General features: G+C 39.2%; 12 protein-coding genes and 2 pseudogenes. 5 read left to right on the top strand and 9 right to left on the bottom strand.

The features are described 5' to 3' along the window. Positions 1-90 precede the first annotated feature (90 nt). The 8 genes and pseudogenes from PVK70_RS06405 to PVK70_RS06370 form a co-directional block, all read right to left on the bottom strand. Positions 91-282: a hypothetical protein gene (locus PVK70_RS06405; RefSeq protein ID WP_130046794.1), complete on the bottom strand. Its 192-nt coding sequence runs from the start codon at positions 280-282 to the stop codon at positions 91-93. Between the two features lie 11 nt (positions 283-293). After that, positions 294-1,856 (bottom strand): patatin-like phospholipase family protein, encoded by a 1,563-nt coding sequence (locus PVK70_RS06400; protein WP_130046793.1) that lies wholly within the window; start codon positions 1,854-1,856, stop codon positions 294-296. A gap of 1 nt (position 1,857) precedes the next feature. Further along, a complete protein-coding gene (locus PVK70_RS06395; RefSeq protein ID WP_130066347.1) occupies positions 1,858-2,730 on the bottom strand; it encodes a hypothetical protein in 873 nt (290 codons plus the stop codon). Then, positions 2,718-3,524, bottom strand: a complete 807-nt coding sequence (locus PVK70_RS06390; RefSeq protein ID WP_130046791.1) for a HipA family kinase — start codon at positions 3,522-3,524, stop codon at positions 2,718-2,720. The genes PVK70_RS06395 and PVK70_RS06390 overlap by 13 nt, the downstream gene beginning before the upstream one ends. 251 nt (positions 3,525-3,775) lie before the next feature. Continuing rightward, positions 3,776-3,961: pseudogene (locus PVK70_RS06385) on the bottom strand (sugar efflux transporter); the annotation flags it as partial. Positions 3,962-4,037: 76 nt separating this feature from the next. Next, positions 4,038-4,376: pseudogene (locus tag PVK70_RS06380) on the bottom strand (nucleotidyl transferase AbiEii/AbiGii toxin family protein); the annotation flags it as partial. Next, positions 4,375-4,779: a DUF6088 family protein gene (locus PVK70_RS06375; protein WP_130046790.1), complete on the bottom strand. Its 405-nt coding sequence runs from the start codon at positions 4,777-4,779 to the stop codon at positions 4,375-4,377. The pseudogene PVK70_RS06380 and the gene PVK70_RS06375, both read right to left, overlap by 2 nt. A gap of 194 nt (positions 4,780-4,973) precedes the next feature. Next, positions 4,974-6,176: a sugar efflux transporter gene (locus PVK70_RS06370; protein WP_130046789.1), complete on the bottom strand. Its 1,203-nt coding sequence runs from the start codon at positions 6,174-6,176 to the stop codon at positions 4,974-4,976. A gap of 205 nt (positions 6,177-6,381) precedes the next feature. Here PVK70_RS06370 and PVK70_RS06365 point away from each other — a divergent pair, with 205 nt between their 5' ends. Together PVK70_RS06365 and PVK70_RS06360 are read left to right on the top strand one after the other, a co-directional pair. Continuing rightward, positions 6,382-7,269, top strand: a complete 888-nt coding sequence (locus PVK70_RS06365) for a helix-turn-helix transcriptional regulator (protein ID WP_130046788.1) — start codon at positions 6,382-6,384, stop codon at positions 7,267-7,269. A 34-nt stretch (positions 7,270-7,303) separates the two neighbouring features. Next, a complete protein-coding gene (locus PVK70_RS06360; RefSeq protein WP_130046787.1) occupies positions 7,304-8,143 on the top strand; it encodes a LysR family transcriptional regulator in 840 nt (279 codons plus the stop codon). A 334-nt stretch (positions 8,144-8,477) separates the two neighbouring features. Here the strand turns inward: PVK70_RS06360 and PVK70_RS06355 are convergent, their stop codons facing one another. Beyond that, a complete protein-coding gene (locus PVK70_RS06355; protein ID WP_130046786.1) occupies positions 8,478-9,206 on the bottom strand; it encodes a TetR/AcrR family transcriptional regulator in 729 nt (242 codons plus the stop codon). 242 nt (positions 9,207-9,448) lie between these two features. Here PVK70_RS06355 and PVK70_RS06350 point away from each other — a divergent pair, with 242 nt between their 5' ends. Genes PVK70_RS06350 through PVK70_RS06340 form a run of 3 tightly spaced genes read left to right on the top strand, consistent with a single transcriptional unit; the run spans position 9,449 to position 14,645 of the window. Next, complete coding sequence (locus PVK70_RS06350) at positions 9,449-10,522, top strand: efflux RND transporter periplasmic adaptor subunit (RefSeq protein WP_130046785.1); 1,074 nt, start codon at positions 9,449-9,451, stop codon at positions 10,520-10,522. After that, positions 10,522-11,583: an efflux RND transporter periplasmic adaptor subunit gene (locus PVK70_RS06345; protein ID WP_130046784.1), complete on the top strand. Its 1,062-nt coding sequence runs from the start codon at positions 10,522-10,524 to the stop codon at positions 11,581-11,583. Before PVK70_RS06350 ends, PVK70_RS06345 begins: the two co-directional genes overlap by 1 nt. Next, positions 11,583-14,645: an efflux RND transporter permease subunit gene (locus PVK70_RS06340; protein ID WP_130046783.1), complete on the top strand. Its 3,063-nt coding sequence runs from the start codon at positions 11,583-11,585 to the stop codon at positions 14,643-14,645. The genes PVK70_RS06345 and PVK70_RS06340 overlap by 1 nt, the downstream gene beginning before the upstream one ends. Positions 14,646-14,811: the final 166 nt, after the last annotated feature.

Genomic DNA, 14,811 nt, shown 5'->3' with positions numbered 1-14,811 from the left:
AGTGCGGAGAAAGGCTTAAAAAATCTGAATAGAGTAAATACAGAAAACCTCAATACTCTCAAGAGTATTGAGGTTTTAGTATGGAGTCTTTTATATAGAGAATGCTTTTGCTAGTTCAGACTCTTCATCAACTGACTGTTTCATAGCCAATCTAGCCTGTTTAATTTTCTCTTTAAGGTCACTAGCAGTTTGTGATTTACTATCAAAATACTCTTCTGGTGAACTCTTTTTCATCAGAGAAGAGCGGCGAACAGATAAAATTTTTGTTGTTTTATTTTCCATAACCACCTCCTTTAAAAACGAGCATTACTTAGAACTCGACCTAACAGAATTAACCATGGTTGCAACATTTCCGTCCGAAATGTTTCTTCTAATACAACCCTAGTTTTATGCAAGTATAACCACATACACTCTTCAGGTGCAACATTTGTATCAAGAACTAAGACTCCAATACAATGGCTCTCTGTTGTATTGGATTGATGGAATCTAAGTGTATCTTCTTCCCTAAAAATTGGGAATGAAATTCTTGTTTTTGTTTCTGCATTATCAGAAGAGACTATTTCTGCCTTCTTCATCCATGCTTCTCGCGCATCAATCACATCATCATTTGAGTCCAGAGACCATTCATACTGCTTGCCAGAAGCATTAGCGGATCCCGATATACTCACAAGAGAATTTCTCGATGTTGGTACATAAAGCCAAACTCGGACCAACTCTTCCTCGAAAGTTGACTCTTCTTGAATTGCATTCAATACGACTTTAAACATTTCGGCAGAACCATAATTAGCTAATGCTTCTTTGGTTATATCATCTAAAGATGCTTTTAGCAGTTTAACTGTCTGGTCATTAGAAAAAAACTCTAGTCCATCAGTCAAGCCTGCATAATACAAACGCATTACATCCAATTTTGATACATTAACATCTAGTGTATCTATATCTTGAGGAACATTGACTTTTACTCGCTTGGCATTCAGCATATCAAACATAACGTTATCACTAGCCTCAAGCGCAGTGTCAATAAGTCGACTAAGGTAACTGAATCTCCCTAATTCTCCTTCTGGAAGAATAGCCTCTTTATGTAAATCAAATGCATAAATAGGTATATTTGCACTTTTTTGCTCATCTTTGAACATAAACATGGGGACATTTGAAGATAATCCTCCATCAATTAGAACCTTTTCATTATTGATTTGAGGGTTAAACAAAAATGGGTAAGAAGCAGAACTGCACACAGCATCAAATACGTCTTCATTTGGTGTTGTTTGAAAAGAGTATACGACCGCTCTTTTTGAGGATAAATCAGAACAAATTATTTTCAGTTCTAAGTTGGTTTCTTTATATAGCTGTGCAAAAGTTAAGCGGTCATCATGGACGCTTAATAAGCTAGGGATTTGTTTTTTAGTCCACTCGACTAGAGTTGTTCTTAAATGGTTAGTATCATAAATCCCTAGTTCTTTGCTTCGAACAACATTAACTAGTGGTGCAATGGACTTAATAAATGGTGGGCAAGTTAAAACTATATTTTTTGCTTTATCTACAAAATTATTTCTATTCGTACCTTTGAACATACTTTTGAATGAGACTGGAAAGCTTGAGAAACTATTTGCAGATTTTTTTAGTAAAAACAGTTTTTCACCTTTATCTTCAAATAGCATATCTTTAAAAGGACTACGTATCATCTTTATATAGATTTCTCTTCCACCGTAACCAATTGCAGCAAGGTATGCTATGATTGCTCCAGCAGATGCTCCTCCATAGCCTAAAAAATCAACATTTTCTCGCTGTGCTGCTTCCAAAGCACCAGCTAAAGCGGCTCCCTTAACTCCACCACCCGCAAAAATACCATATGCTTTCATGTTATGCTGCTATCTCAATTATTTTATTTGCGGCCATTTCAGATGTTTCAACAGTACAAATGGTCACATTCGATTTCTGTCCTATATCTTGAATCGTATATATTGTATCACTTAACTTATCTTTGATATTATCGGAAATTGAAATATCATCTTGTTTAGGCATCTTAATTAGAATGGCATATTTTTCTGGTAATACTAGGCTATTACTATTCATCAAGTGTTCTAGATCTAAAATTCTAGCTTTTATTGTATTTAAAGAAGATGAATGCCCAAATCCTGATAAAACTCCAAAGTTAATCGCAGTTCGATCTGATAAAAAGCCAAATTGTGTTTTTGTTTTGGACCGGTCGATTGCGATCTTTACTTTAAAGTAATCTTCAAAGCTAGGCATTTTAGTAAGTACATTTTTAATAACAGTCTCTTGCCAGCGCAGAGATATTTTATGGCTTTGCTTCAGCTCATCGTCATAATCTCTTTCAGCTGCCATACTAAGGCTACTCAGGCTTGAACATCTTTGAATTGCTTGTTGAGCAACTTTAAATACGCTATCGTCTGCTGCTGGAGTGGTTTTTCCTTGAAACACCCCTTTAAAAGGAGGCTGCCATAATTCGAATGGTTTATTATTTTTCAAGTGTTTTTTTATAGACTCTTCACAGTGCTTTATTATATTGGATAGATTTTTAGACTTAATGCCATATAGTGAGTCCAATACCTCCTCTCTTAATGTTGGGAATATCTTAAAATCACCACTAGGATCGATAATCACAATAGCAATTGTAATTCTTTCTCCAGATAAAAGGATTGGTTCAAAATAAATAGGTATCCAATTCGCTTCGAATGATGGAAATTCAGGAAACATATCTAGATCGCACATTGGAATAACTCGCCTTGTTCTGGATTTAGCTTATTTACAATTATGTCATTAAGGAAGCTAATTCTTTCAATTAAAAAATCTACTATTGAGTCTATAACGTCTCGCCCAAGTAAAGATGGTCCATAACAAATTTCCACACACTTTTGTATATCAACTTTCGAATAGTTACCACACAATTCTTCTCGAACTTTTTTAACTATCCTCACTTTTGATAGTTCATCAACTTCTTCAGAGATAAAGTTAAACAACAAATTTTTATCGATAGGTTGATTTGATTTTACTTGTTCAGGTAAAGCTAAATCGTGATCAATGAAAATAAATTCATCCCCACCATCATATAGCAAATTACCCCAGTGGCGATCTGAATTGGCTATCCATTCATCAAATATTGCGGCCTCTAGTGATTTAGTATGAGCTCTAAGCTTGTCCCAAATCAACTCGTTGTCCTCGACGTTTAGTACACGGTTCAAACTTGGATAGTCAGCATCTTTAGAACCAAAACCGATGCATATACTGCTATCTATGCTCTCTTCGCCGACAAGATCTATCATTAAATGAGCTGGAATCTTAACTAAGATAGGCTCTGGAATTGGTAACCCAATTTGACGACCGATAATTGCACATATTGCTTCTGCAAACAGTCTCCGCGGTTCCAATAATTTTAAAAATACAAACTCTGTTTTTAAGTCTGTCGTTTTTACCGGGGCTTTCCAAACTGGGTTTTTCGAATTATCTTCCAGCAACTCTGCTCCAGGCAGTAAAGTTCCTAGCACTATGTTTGATTTATTATCCACGATTGACTCAATGGTAAGTGATTCATTGCTTGAAAAACAATGATAAAAGTAAGTTATATAGTTGGAAAGATGATAACGAAAACACACAGGGAATGAAAGGTGATTTAGTTAAACAACACAAACAGAAACTTTTTCTCTACCGCATTATCCTCTTACGTTGAGTTGATTATCTTTAATGTATTTAGAAGCGTAACAAACAATGAGGCAATAGCAAATCAGCTATTACCCCTGTGCTTTAAATAGTATTAACCCTAAACCTCTCCAGCCACCGCGCATTGGCCTTCAATCACTACCTTCTGCTTCTTCTCTAATATCTCAAACACAATCAGCAACACGGCAGCTATAACAGCACCAGCAAAGCACAAATACAGTGCGCTGTAGTAGTTGTATAACTCATCCATAACACTTGATGCCAACATGCTGATATTTAACATGTTTTAGTGATTGGCATGCCTGTAAAACAGGTGGTTGAGTACCAGTCAGTTAAGAATACGGTTTTTTCCATAGGCTTCTTTAAATGGTTTTAATTAATGACTCGGCGATGCGTTTAAATGAGGCAAAGCAAGTATCAAAATCATGAGGTTTGGTGTTAAACACCATTGGCGTGACAAAGTCTTTAAAACGTTGGCGAAAAATTGGATTTTTCTCTAGCTCGTTAAGACCTAGTTGTAACTCTTGTTTTGGATTGGCGACAAACTCTGCATGTTGGTTGCCAAAACGTTCAATATCTTCTTTCAACACCATTTTAAATAGTTCTGCAAGCACGACATTATCGGGAATTTCTGATTGTGTTATGCAGTGAACGTCGTAGATATGGCGTACAAGAGTTGTATCGTCCTTGCGTTCAGTATTAACTCGGCGAGTTTAATACTCGGTTACCCACAACCAATTTGCGATTAAATTGCTTGGGATTCCATGAGTATTGAATGGATGATGGGATTTGGGTGCTTTCACCTGATAGACTTTGTAAAGATAGGTTATCCATTTCGAAATCGACCCCTTTCATCTTTAATATCTCGCGCATCAGGGCGTCGCTTCCCCCAGGGTTAGTGGGCATAGGGTTGCCTGTTAGGCTGTTAATTCTTGCTTTAGTATACAAACCATAACCAAGCTTTATTAATTCACCTTGCTTGACCAACTGCCTAAGTACTCGACCAATTTGGTCGTAGCTAGCAAAACCATCAAAGTCTTTGCGCTCAAAAACATAGCGTCTGGAACGCTTTATCTTTTGATAAACACGATCAACGGCTGTCATTTGAACCTCCTAACTTTTTAATGTGTTCGAAGTATAACTCAACCTTGTTACTATAGGAATAAATACGGCATCATTACGATAATAAATTAACGTAATGATGCCGCATTTCATTGCAATAAAAATAGATCATCTAATTAGTTGCATTGGTATAACCGTTAGTTCGTAACCATAACCGACACTGCTATCTAATGTTGCTATGAGTTTATCACCGCGCATTGGCCTTCAATCACTACCTTCTGCTTCTTCTCTAATATTTCAAACACAATCAACAACACAGCTGCTATAACAGCACCAACAAAGCATAAATACAGTGCGCTGTAGTAGTTGTATAACTCACCCACAACACCCACCATTACGCTTGATACCAAGACACTGATGTTCAACATATTTGAGAATAGAGTAGAGGCCGTGCCTAATCGGTCTTTCATCATGTCTTGCAATGCGACCATGCCAAGCGTGGCGCACACACCAATGAAGAATCCATTAAGTATTTGGGCAATCAGCATGCCTGTAAAACTGGTGGTTGATAGCATAACAAGAAAGAACATAGCACCAGATATCACGCCAAGCGTCATTACTCTAGTTGTGCCTAGTTTATCAGCCATTTTACCAGCCCCAAGCATCACAGGGATCTCGCAAGCTGCCGCCATACCAAACATTAAGCCTAACCAACTGACATCCACTTGCAGCTCTTGTGAAAGATACAGAGGCATACTGGTAATGTATAAATTGTTGGCAGAAAACGCACACACAATAATGAAGCAATAGAGAACCACCATTCGGCCTAACGATTTATGCTCAACAACAGCCGCTGTTCGTTCTTCTTTTGTCACCACGTTATCAGGAATAAACTTAGCGATGATGAGTATTGCGATAGAGACCGTAATGGCAGAGACTGCAAACGCTGCACTAAAGCCAAATTGTGCTTTAAGCATGAACGCCGCTGGTGGACCAAATACCCATGCAATGGCAAGGCCTGCACGCATCTTGGCTAAAAAACTGGTGCTGTTAGCGACGTGTCTATCACCATATTCTCGACCTAGAGCAAACAGTTGACCAAAAGAAGCGCCACTGACGCTACCAAAGACCACGGCCATGGTAATTGCTAACCAATAATCACGAATAACGGTAAAACTGGCGACCAAAATTAAGTAACTTGCTAACGAGACAATCAGAATGGTTTTACGGTTCCAATGCGTGTCTGAGCGTTTGGCAATAAACTGAGATACGATCACAGAGCTGCTGACAGCGAGCGTCATATATAGGCTTAACATCATTGGTGATGCGCCCAACTCCTCTACAATAAACAAGCTTGATAGTGGGTAAAAAAACGCACTACAAAGCCCGGTAATAAAGGCGATAAAAATAAACAAAAATGTCTTCTTGTTTTGCGGCATAGTGAAGCTCCAGTGTACGAAAGAGAATGTGGTTGAACCGTTTTATTTAGGCGTAGTCTACTCAATGATAGGGAAGGTGAGTGATGTTATTCGAGCTACCTCTAATACTATTCAGTCATTTTGATATCTTTCTTTGACAGGTGACGCTTACACTATTAGCCTGAGAGTGACATATTTAGAGTGGTATTAACCGTTAAGGCCAAGAATGAAACCATTTAAAGAACACGTGCAAAATGTACCTAGTTTTGATTGGATAGTAAGAGAGTTTCATTGTCGCGTAGAAGACAATGAATTTGCGTGTTCTTGGCATTATCATTCTGAATATGAATTGGTGTTGTACTTAGATCCTGATGAGGCATTTCAAGGCAGTTATTTTGCAGGAGATGCGATTGGCGATATCCATCATAATTCTCTGCTTCTTTATGGGCCGGGTTTACCTCATATGGTGGCGGGGCGAAGCGTAAAATTAGAGAAGTCGAAGCATCACACCTTAATTATTTGGTTTGCTCACCATTGGGTTGAGCGTTTAATGGCACTGATCCCTGAAGCGAGAAACTTAAAGCGGTTATTAGATAATTCTGCTTATGGCCTATCGTTTAGCCCAGAAACCGCACATAAGATGTCAGAATTATTAAAACACGCCAATACGTTAGATCGTCATTTTCAGGCGATAAAAGTGATTGAGATATTAGTCAGTCTTGCTGATGATACGAAAGCTAAAAAACTATCAACCACGCCTTATCGAATTAAGCCGCTTTCGGATGATTCTGAATTAAACCATCGAATTGAGCGAGCAACTCGTTATATAGAAACGTATTATGGTGATGCAATTAAGATCTCTGATTTATGTAAGCGACTTCATATGAGTGAGAGCTCGGCTTATCGAATGTTTGAGAAGCATTATGGAATGAGTTTTTCTGATCATCTAAAGCAATACCGTATTGGTAAAGCATGTGAGCTGTTAGCGAGTACTAACTTTCCTATCGCATTAGTGGCAGAAAAAACGGGATTTAAAAATATATCTAATTTTAATCGCCAGTTTAAAGAGCTAAAAATGATGACGCCGAGTGAGTTTCGACGTCGATTTAATTAGGTATTTCTTCCAGGATATAAAGTAGGGAAGCGAAATGAATTTAAATTTTATCAAACATTTTTTAGCGGTGTATGACTTTGGTAGCGTGACAAAAGCCGCGGATCATTTGAATATTACTCAGCCTTCAATGAGCAGTGCGATTAAAAAATTTGAAGAGAGTTACGGGCAACCGTTATTTCTAAAAATAGGACGATCTCTAGAGCCAACCGATGCAGCCCATTCATTAGCCTATCAAGTGCGTCCGATAATGGAGCAATTGGTGGTGGCGTTGGAATCTCCACGTCGTTTGATAATCAGCGCGCCAGAAATCGTATTGCAATCTTTGCCTGATATGGACGATGCGTTGCTGACAGAAAGCCCAGCGGTTGAGTACCAAATGCTTGATAAAATTCGCTCGGGTGAAGTCGATATCTTGATTGATGATATTACCGTGACGGACTATACCTTTGTGAGTGAGAGTTTAGGTAAATTGGATATCGCCTTTGCGTGTCGATGCGATCACCCAAGTATTACTGGGAATTCATTAAGTTTAGAGCAATTTAATCAAGCTGAGCATGTCATGCTTAAACTGAAAAATGAGAACATGGGGGCATTTGAAACGCGTCCTGATGAGATATTTGAGCGTAACATTGTTCGTGAAGTCAGTGGGCCATCTAATTTATTGTTAAGCGTTAGACACACGGATGCGATCTGTATTGTGGCTGAAAGTATGTTTGGTTTAGCCCAAGAGCTCGGCCTAAAGGTATTGGAGTCACCTTTTCCACTTCAACCGTATGAAATTAAGCTTATTTATCATCGCCGTAATATAAGCAATAAAACGCATCAATATGTACGTGAGCAGATTAAAGCTAGGCTAAGTGAACTGCATCAATAAATACATAGATAAAAACTATACATAGAATAGTCAGTGACCGATAGTTTCTCGTTATCAAGCATCATAGTATTACCTGATTAGAGTCTAATTCATTCATCTTTAATGAAAAATTAGATTTATTTAAATGATAGGTAAACCGGAGTTATTTGATGAAAATTGATAAAGATGTTCTTATTCCTCGTACATTAGTTGCAGCTATTATTGCCGTTTTGGTTATTGCTCCTAATGTGTAAAGTAAAAATTATAGCAAGAGAAAATTTGATACTGCTTTTGAATTAAGATAATAAAAAACCTTCTTTTTATTATCTTTTTTGCTTTTCTCCCACTTAAATAATTACACCTTAATCTTATGTTCTAGTGGGCATTCTACATCAATTAATAACTCACAAAGTTCAGTTGGACAAAGCATATCTTCTTTCGCCACTGAGAACTTAGCAACCATGATTTGATTAAATAGGTTCCAATGTTGCAGTAACAGTTTTTCATGGTTATCTGCAAATTGTGGCCAGGTTTCAGACATCATTGGAGTTAAGCTTGATGCACCATGAGCAAAAATCAGCATTTGCCATTTAGTTTCCCAAATATCGAGTTTTCCATCAGGGTTGGCTTCATTGTACTCTTCAAAAAGATCTTTAAATATCGCTTCAAACTCGCACTTAGTTTTTAAGAAGTACTCAAGTAATGCGTTGTCGTCTTGGCGAATAGCATCAGCGATCATTTTAATTGGCTGTGGGTTCATCAAGGTAAACGCAGACAGCTTAGTAATGAATAGGTAAATACGATAGCTGGGTGTTTTATCAATTGGCAGCGAATCGATAATGGCATCTAAGTAGCTTTGCATATGTTTATCACAGGCATCACAAATTGCCTTCCAAATCATATCTTTACTACCAAAGTGATGACGAATAAGACTGTGGGAAACGCCCGCTTTTTCACTGATATTACGCAGTGATACACGCTCGTAACCTAGCTCGCCAAACATCGTTGCCGCAACCATTAAGATTTGACATTTTGTTTGTTCAGCAGCTTCGGTACTTCTTTTTCCCTGCTTTTTCTCTGTCATTATTCACCCTTAGTTTGTGCTCTTAATTACCAATATATACGCATTAATTGTTGCTAATCGCTTTGATTTCTGAGCAGCCGAATGCGTATTTATGACTTAAGCATACCAAGTTCAGCGCCTAACGCGTACTTAAAAATGCACTTTTCAACTATTTTACTGCACGGGTGTAAAATATATTGATCTACTTCAAATTAAAACTATACTGCACGGCTGTGTAGTAAATAATATGAGTGGAGATACTTGTGCGAAAACAAAATATAAAGCGCACATTCCTAGGAGCTGTTGTTGTATTAAGCTTGTCGGGTATGTTGACGGGATGCAATAAAGCGATATCTGAAACCACAGATATGACAGTTAAGCCTGTGAAACTATTGTCGGTAAAAGATCTCGCTGTTGCTGATTCTGATGCGTTTCTTGCGCGTATTGATGCGACATATCGAGCACAGTTGTCATTTCAAGTAGGTGGTGAAGTCTCTGATATCAAAGTTAAAATGGGACAAGCGGTAACTAAAGGTGAGTTATTGGCGTTATTAGATCCAAATGATTTACAACTGGCATTGGATGCAGCGAAAGCACAGTTTTCATTAGCTAAGACACAATGGAGTCGCGCGAAAAGTTTGTATGGTAAGAAGCTTATTAGTACCAATGATTACGATCAGCGTGAGACACAATATCAAGCGGCATTGGCAAATTACGAACAAGCAAAAACGGATTTAAGTTATACCGAAATTCATGCGCCGTTCTCTGGCATTATTTCGTATACCTACGTAAAACCACATCAAATTGTGGGTGAGAAGCAAGAGATTTTAAATCTGATTGATAACTCAACATTGGATGTGTCGGTAACCTTACCTATTAGCTACGTAGACTCAGTTTCTATTCCGGCATTAATTAGCAGTGATATGTGGGTAACCATGGATAATGAGCCTAACAATCAAATTAATGGTAGATTTAAAGAGATCTCAACGCAGCCTAATTTAGACACGAACAGTTATGAAGCGATTGTAACGATGGCCTTGCCAGAAGGGCGCAATTTATTAACGGGCATGACGGGACAAGTTCATATTCCCAAACAGAAAAGCTCTGATTATTTGCAACTTCCCCAAAGTGCGTGGGTAAGTAAAAACACCAACCAAGGGCAAGTGTGGTTAATGAATGAAGAAACAAACACCGTCACTAAAGCGACGTTACCGTTAAACGAGCAAGGGTTGGTGATATCAGGCTTAAACGCGAATGACTATGTTGTGATTGCCGGCGTTGATAGCCTTGTTGAAGGTCAAACAGTAAAAGCATGGCAGCGTGAGGAAGGTATTTAATGAAGCGTTCATTATATTCATTATTGGTACTGAGCCTCTTTATGTTAACGGGTTGCCAAGAAGAAACGGTAACTGAAATCAGTGAACCACTTTATATCTCTGGCTTTACAGTTGGTTCGCCTGTGACCCAACAATTTCGCTCTTTTAAAGGCCAAGTGGTTCCTGCTGAGCAAACACCGATTGCGTTTCGAGTTACCGGTGAGATCCAAGAGGTCTTAGTTAAAGCCGGAGATGTGGTTAAACAAGGCCAACTTATTGCAAAACTAGAAGATAGCAAGGTAAAACAAGCGGTTAATGATGCTAAGGCACAGTATTCGTTAGCGTCAAAACAGTACCAACGCGGTAAAGAATTGAACCGCCGCGCTATGATTTCAAAAGCGGAACTTGATGAGTTATTTGCGAACAGAGAACTGGCGCAAGCGACGTATCGTTCAGCACAAAACCAATTAACTTATACTCATCTTGTTGCGCCATTTAGCGGCAAAGTGCTTGATGTTTATAAAGAGCAGTTTGAGCGAGCAGCGGCAGGCGAGCCAATTTTGAGTTTGTATCAAAACGATAAAGTGTACGTGCGTATTGATCTTTCAGATAACGTGTTAGCCATGATAAATCCTGAAACCAATCGAAACTCTTACCATCCGTTGACTACATTTGTTGGTTTATCAGATTCTTATTCTATGGAGTACTTAGAGCACACGAGTGAGCCAAATGCTCAAACTCAAACCTATGAGATGTATTTAACCATGCCTCAACCGAGTACTGAGATTTTGCCTGGTACCAGTGCCACGGTGAATGTGGACATGGTAGAAGCCGGGATCTCCTCAATTGATGGCTACCATGTTCCAGTGACGGTATTGCAAGCGGGTCAAAAAGCAGGTCTGTTTTATGTCTGGATCATACGTGATGGACAAGCGGTTAAAGTACCAGTAATCATTCGCCAAATTAACGGTGAAGGGGCAATTGTGGCTTCTGGTATTACTCAAGGTGATGTTCTTGCCGACTCAAGTTTACGAAAATTACGCGAAGGTAAAAAGGTAACGTTAGTGGAGAATCAACAATAATGAACATTGCTGAATATTCAATAAAAAACAAAGTCATTAGCTGGCTATTCATTGTTATTTTAACCGTTGGTGGAATCACCTCATTTTTAGATTTAGGCCGTTTAGAAGACCCAGCTTTTACGATTAAAGATGCGATGATCATCTCGACTTATCCGGGGGCTACCTCAAAAGAAGTTGAAGAAGAGTTAACGTACCCGTTAGAAAAAGCGATCCGTAAATTACCTTATATAGATAAAATCACATCGACGTCGTCTAATGGGATGTCGCAGATCATGGTGAGCATGAAGATGGATTACGGTCCAGATGAGTTGCCACAGATTTGGGATGAAATGCGTCGTAAAATTAATGATTTGAAACCAACTTTGCCTCAAGGGGTTCAATCTTTACAGATCATAGATGATTTTGGTGACGTGTTTGGCGTAATGATGATGCTGACGGGTGACGATTATAACTATGTAGAGTTAAAACGTTATGCTGATACATTAACGCGCGAATTAGAACTGATTGATGGTGTGGGTAAAGTCTCTATCGCGGGCGATCAACAAGAAATGCTGTTTGTTGAGATCTCACTCGATCGCTTAGCGGCACTGAATCTAGACATGAACACCGTAGCTGGCCTATTAAACCAACAAAATAATGTGGTGCAGGCGGGTGAAGTATTGGTGAATGGCGAGAGCTTAACCATTCGTCCAAGCGGTACGTTAACCACGATTGAATCGTTAGAAGATTTGATTATTCATGGTCGTGATACGGGCAATCTAATTCGTTTAAAAGACGTCGCAACCATTAGCCGTGGCACGCAAGAGAAACCAAGCAATGTGATCCGATTTAACGGGAAAGATGCGTTAAATATCGGTTTATCGTTCGCTTCTGGTGTAAACGTGGTTGAGGTTGGTCAACGTGTACAAGACGAATTAGCTTATCTCGAATCGATCAAACCTGCGGGACTTGAACTAAGTTATTTCTATAACCAAGCGCAAGAAGTCGATACGTCAGTTCGTGATTTTATCATCAGCTTAGGTGAAGCGGTCGCGATTGTTATTGTGGTTCTACTGTTCGCTATGGGTATGCGAAGCGGCCTAATTATTGGTGTGGTGTTACTACTGACCGTATTCGGCACGTTTATCTTAATGAGCTACAACAACATTGACCTTCATCGTATCTCATTGGGTGCATTAATTATTGCGCTAGGGATGTTGGTAGATAATGCCATTGTAGTGGTTGAGGGGATTTTAGTTGGCCTTAAAAAAGGACGCACCAAGGTTCAAGCAGCTGCGGACATTGTAAAACAAACACAGTGGCCTTTATTGGGCGCAACAGTGATCGCGATTGCCGCATTTGCTCCGATTGGTCTATCTGAAGATGCCACTGGCGAGTTCATGGGCGACTTGTATTGGGTGTTGTGTTACTCACTGTTTTTAAGTTGGGTAACGGCTATTACAATCACGCCATTCTTAGCTAACTTGTTATTGAAAGAAGAAGATAAAAATACGGGCGAAGAAGAGGACGCGTACAAAGGGTTCTTATTTACTGCGTTTGGTTCATCGCTTAAATTAGCATTACGTTTCCGTTGGTTAACCGTGGCATCGCTAGTGGGTTTACTTGTTGTTGCGGTAATGGCGTTTGGTAATGTGAAGCAGCAATTCTTCCCTGCATCAAACACGCCAATGTTCTACGTCGATATGTGGATGCCAGAAGGCACTGATATTCGTGAGACAATTAAGCAATCAGAAGCGGTTGAGAGCTACATTAATAAGCAAGATAACATTGAATTTGTTTCAGCGTCGATTGGTCAAGGTATGCAGCGTTTTGCGCTAACTTACCAACCAGAAAAAAGCTATGAAGCGTATGCACAGTTTCAGATCCGAACCACAGATCGTGAATCAATGTTTAGCTTGTTAGAAAACCTAACCAACTCATTAGATAAACGTTTTGAGAAGCCGACATTCCAATTCAAAATGATGGAATTTGGCCCTTCTCCTGCGTCTAAGATCGAAGTTCGTATTTCAGGGCCTGATCCTCAAATTCTGCGTGATTTAGCGACTGATGTTGAAGATATTCTCGCGACAGATTCAGGCTCAAGAAACATTCGACACGATTGGCGTGAACGTACTAAAGAGTTAACGCCTGAGTTTAATGAATCGAAAGCGCGTCGTTTAGGGATCTCAAAAGAAGACTTATCAAATACGCTGCAAATGGCATTTGGTGGTAATACATTAGGAATGCTGCGCGATGGTACACATACTCTACCAATTGTGGCGCGTTTGCCTGAAGTAGAGCGTGTGGATTTTGAATCACGGCAAAACGTGAAGATCTGGAGTCCATCACTACAAAGCTACATTCCAGTAGACCAAGTGATTGATGGTGTGAACCTAGATTGGAGTGAGCCTCTTATCCAGCGTCGCGACAGAAAACGTACTATTACGGTCATGGCCGATCACGATTTATTAAGTGATGATACACCTGCAAGTTTGTTAGCGCGTGTTCAGCCAAAAGTGTTAGAGATGCCGTTACCAGAAGGGTATGAGATTACCTGGGGTGGTGAATATGAATCATCAAAAGATGCACAAGAATCTCTATTTGGTTCACTACCAATGGGTTACTTGTTCATGTTTATCATCACAATGTTGCTGTTTAACTCGTTTAAAAAGCCGTTAGTGATTTGGTTTACGGTTCCGCTTTCTATCATTGGTGTCGCGTTTGGTTTGTTAAGTACCAACATGCCGTTTAGCTTTACTGCGTTCTTAGGCTTATTAAGTTTAAGCGGTATGATTTTGAAAAATGGTATCGTATTGCTTGATCAAATCAACCTTGAATTGTCATCAGGTAAAGACCCGTACATTGCGATAGTGGACAGTGCGATCAGTCGTGTTCGTCCTGTGAGTATGGCGGCGTTAACGACAATACTAGGGCTTATTCCATTATTGTTTGATGCGTTCTTTAGCTCAATGGCTATTACGATTATGGCGGGTTTAGGTTTTGCGACCATCCTGACCTTGATTGTAGTGCCAGTAATGTACGCGATTTTATTTAAGATTAAGCCAGCACCAAACCACGCATAAATAAATACTGTCTTTGAGTTTATTTTTACTCACCAATCACAATGGCCTTAGGGTTATTGTGGTTGGTTTTTTACGTTATAATCACCCTAAAGATAGTTACTTATATTTCACGGGTTAATACTATATTTTGAGTGATAACCCTGTATAATTCGGCGCCTATTCACCC

It is taken from the genome of Aliivibrio sp. A6, assembly GCF_028765505.1.
Taxonomy (GTDB): Bacteria; Pseudomonadota; Gammaproteobacteria; order Enterobacterales; family Vibrionaceae; genus Aliivibrio; species Aliivibrio finisterrensis_A.
Note: the sequence above shows the minus strand (reverse complement) of the source record. Positions and strands in the feature narration are given on the sequence as shown.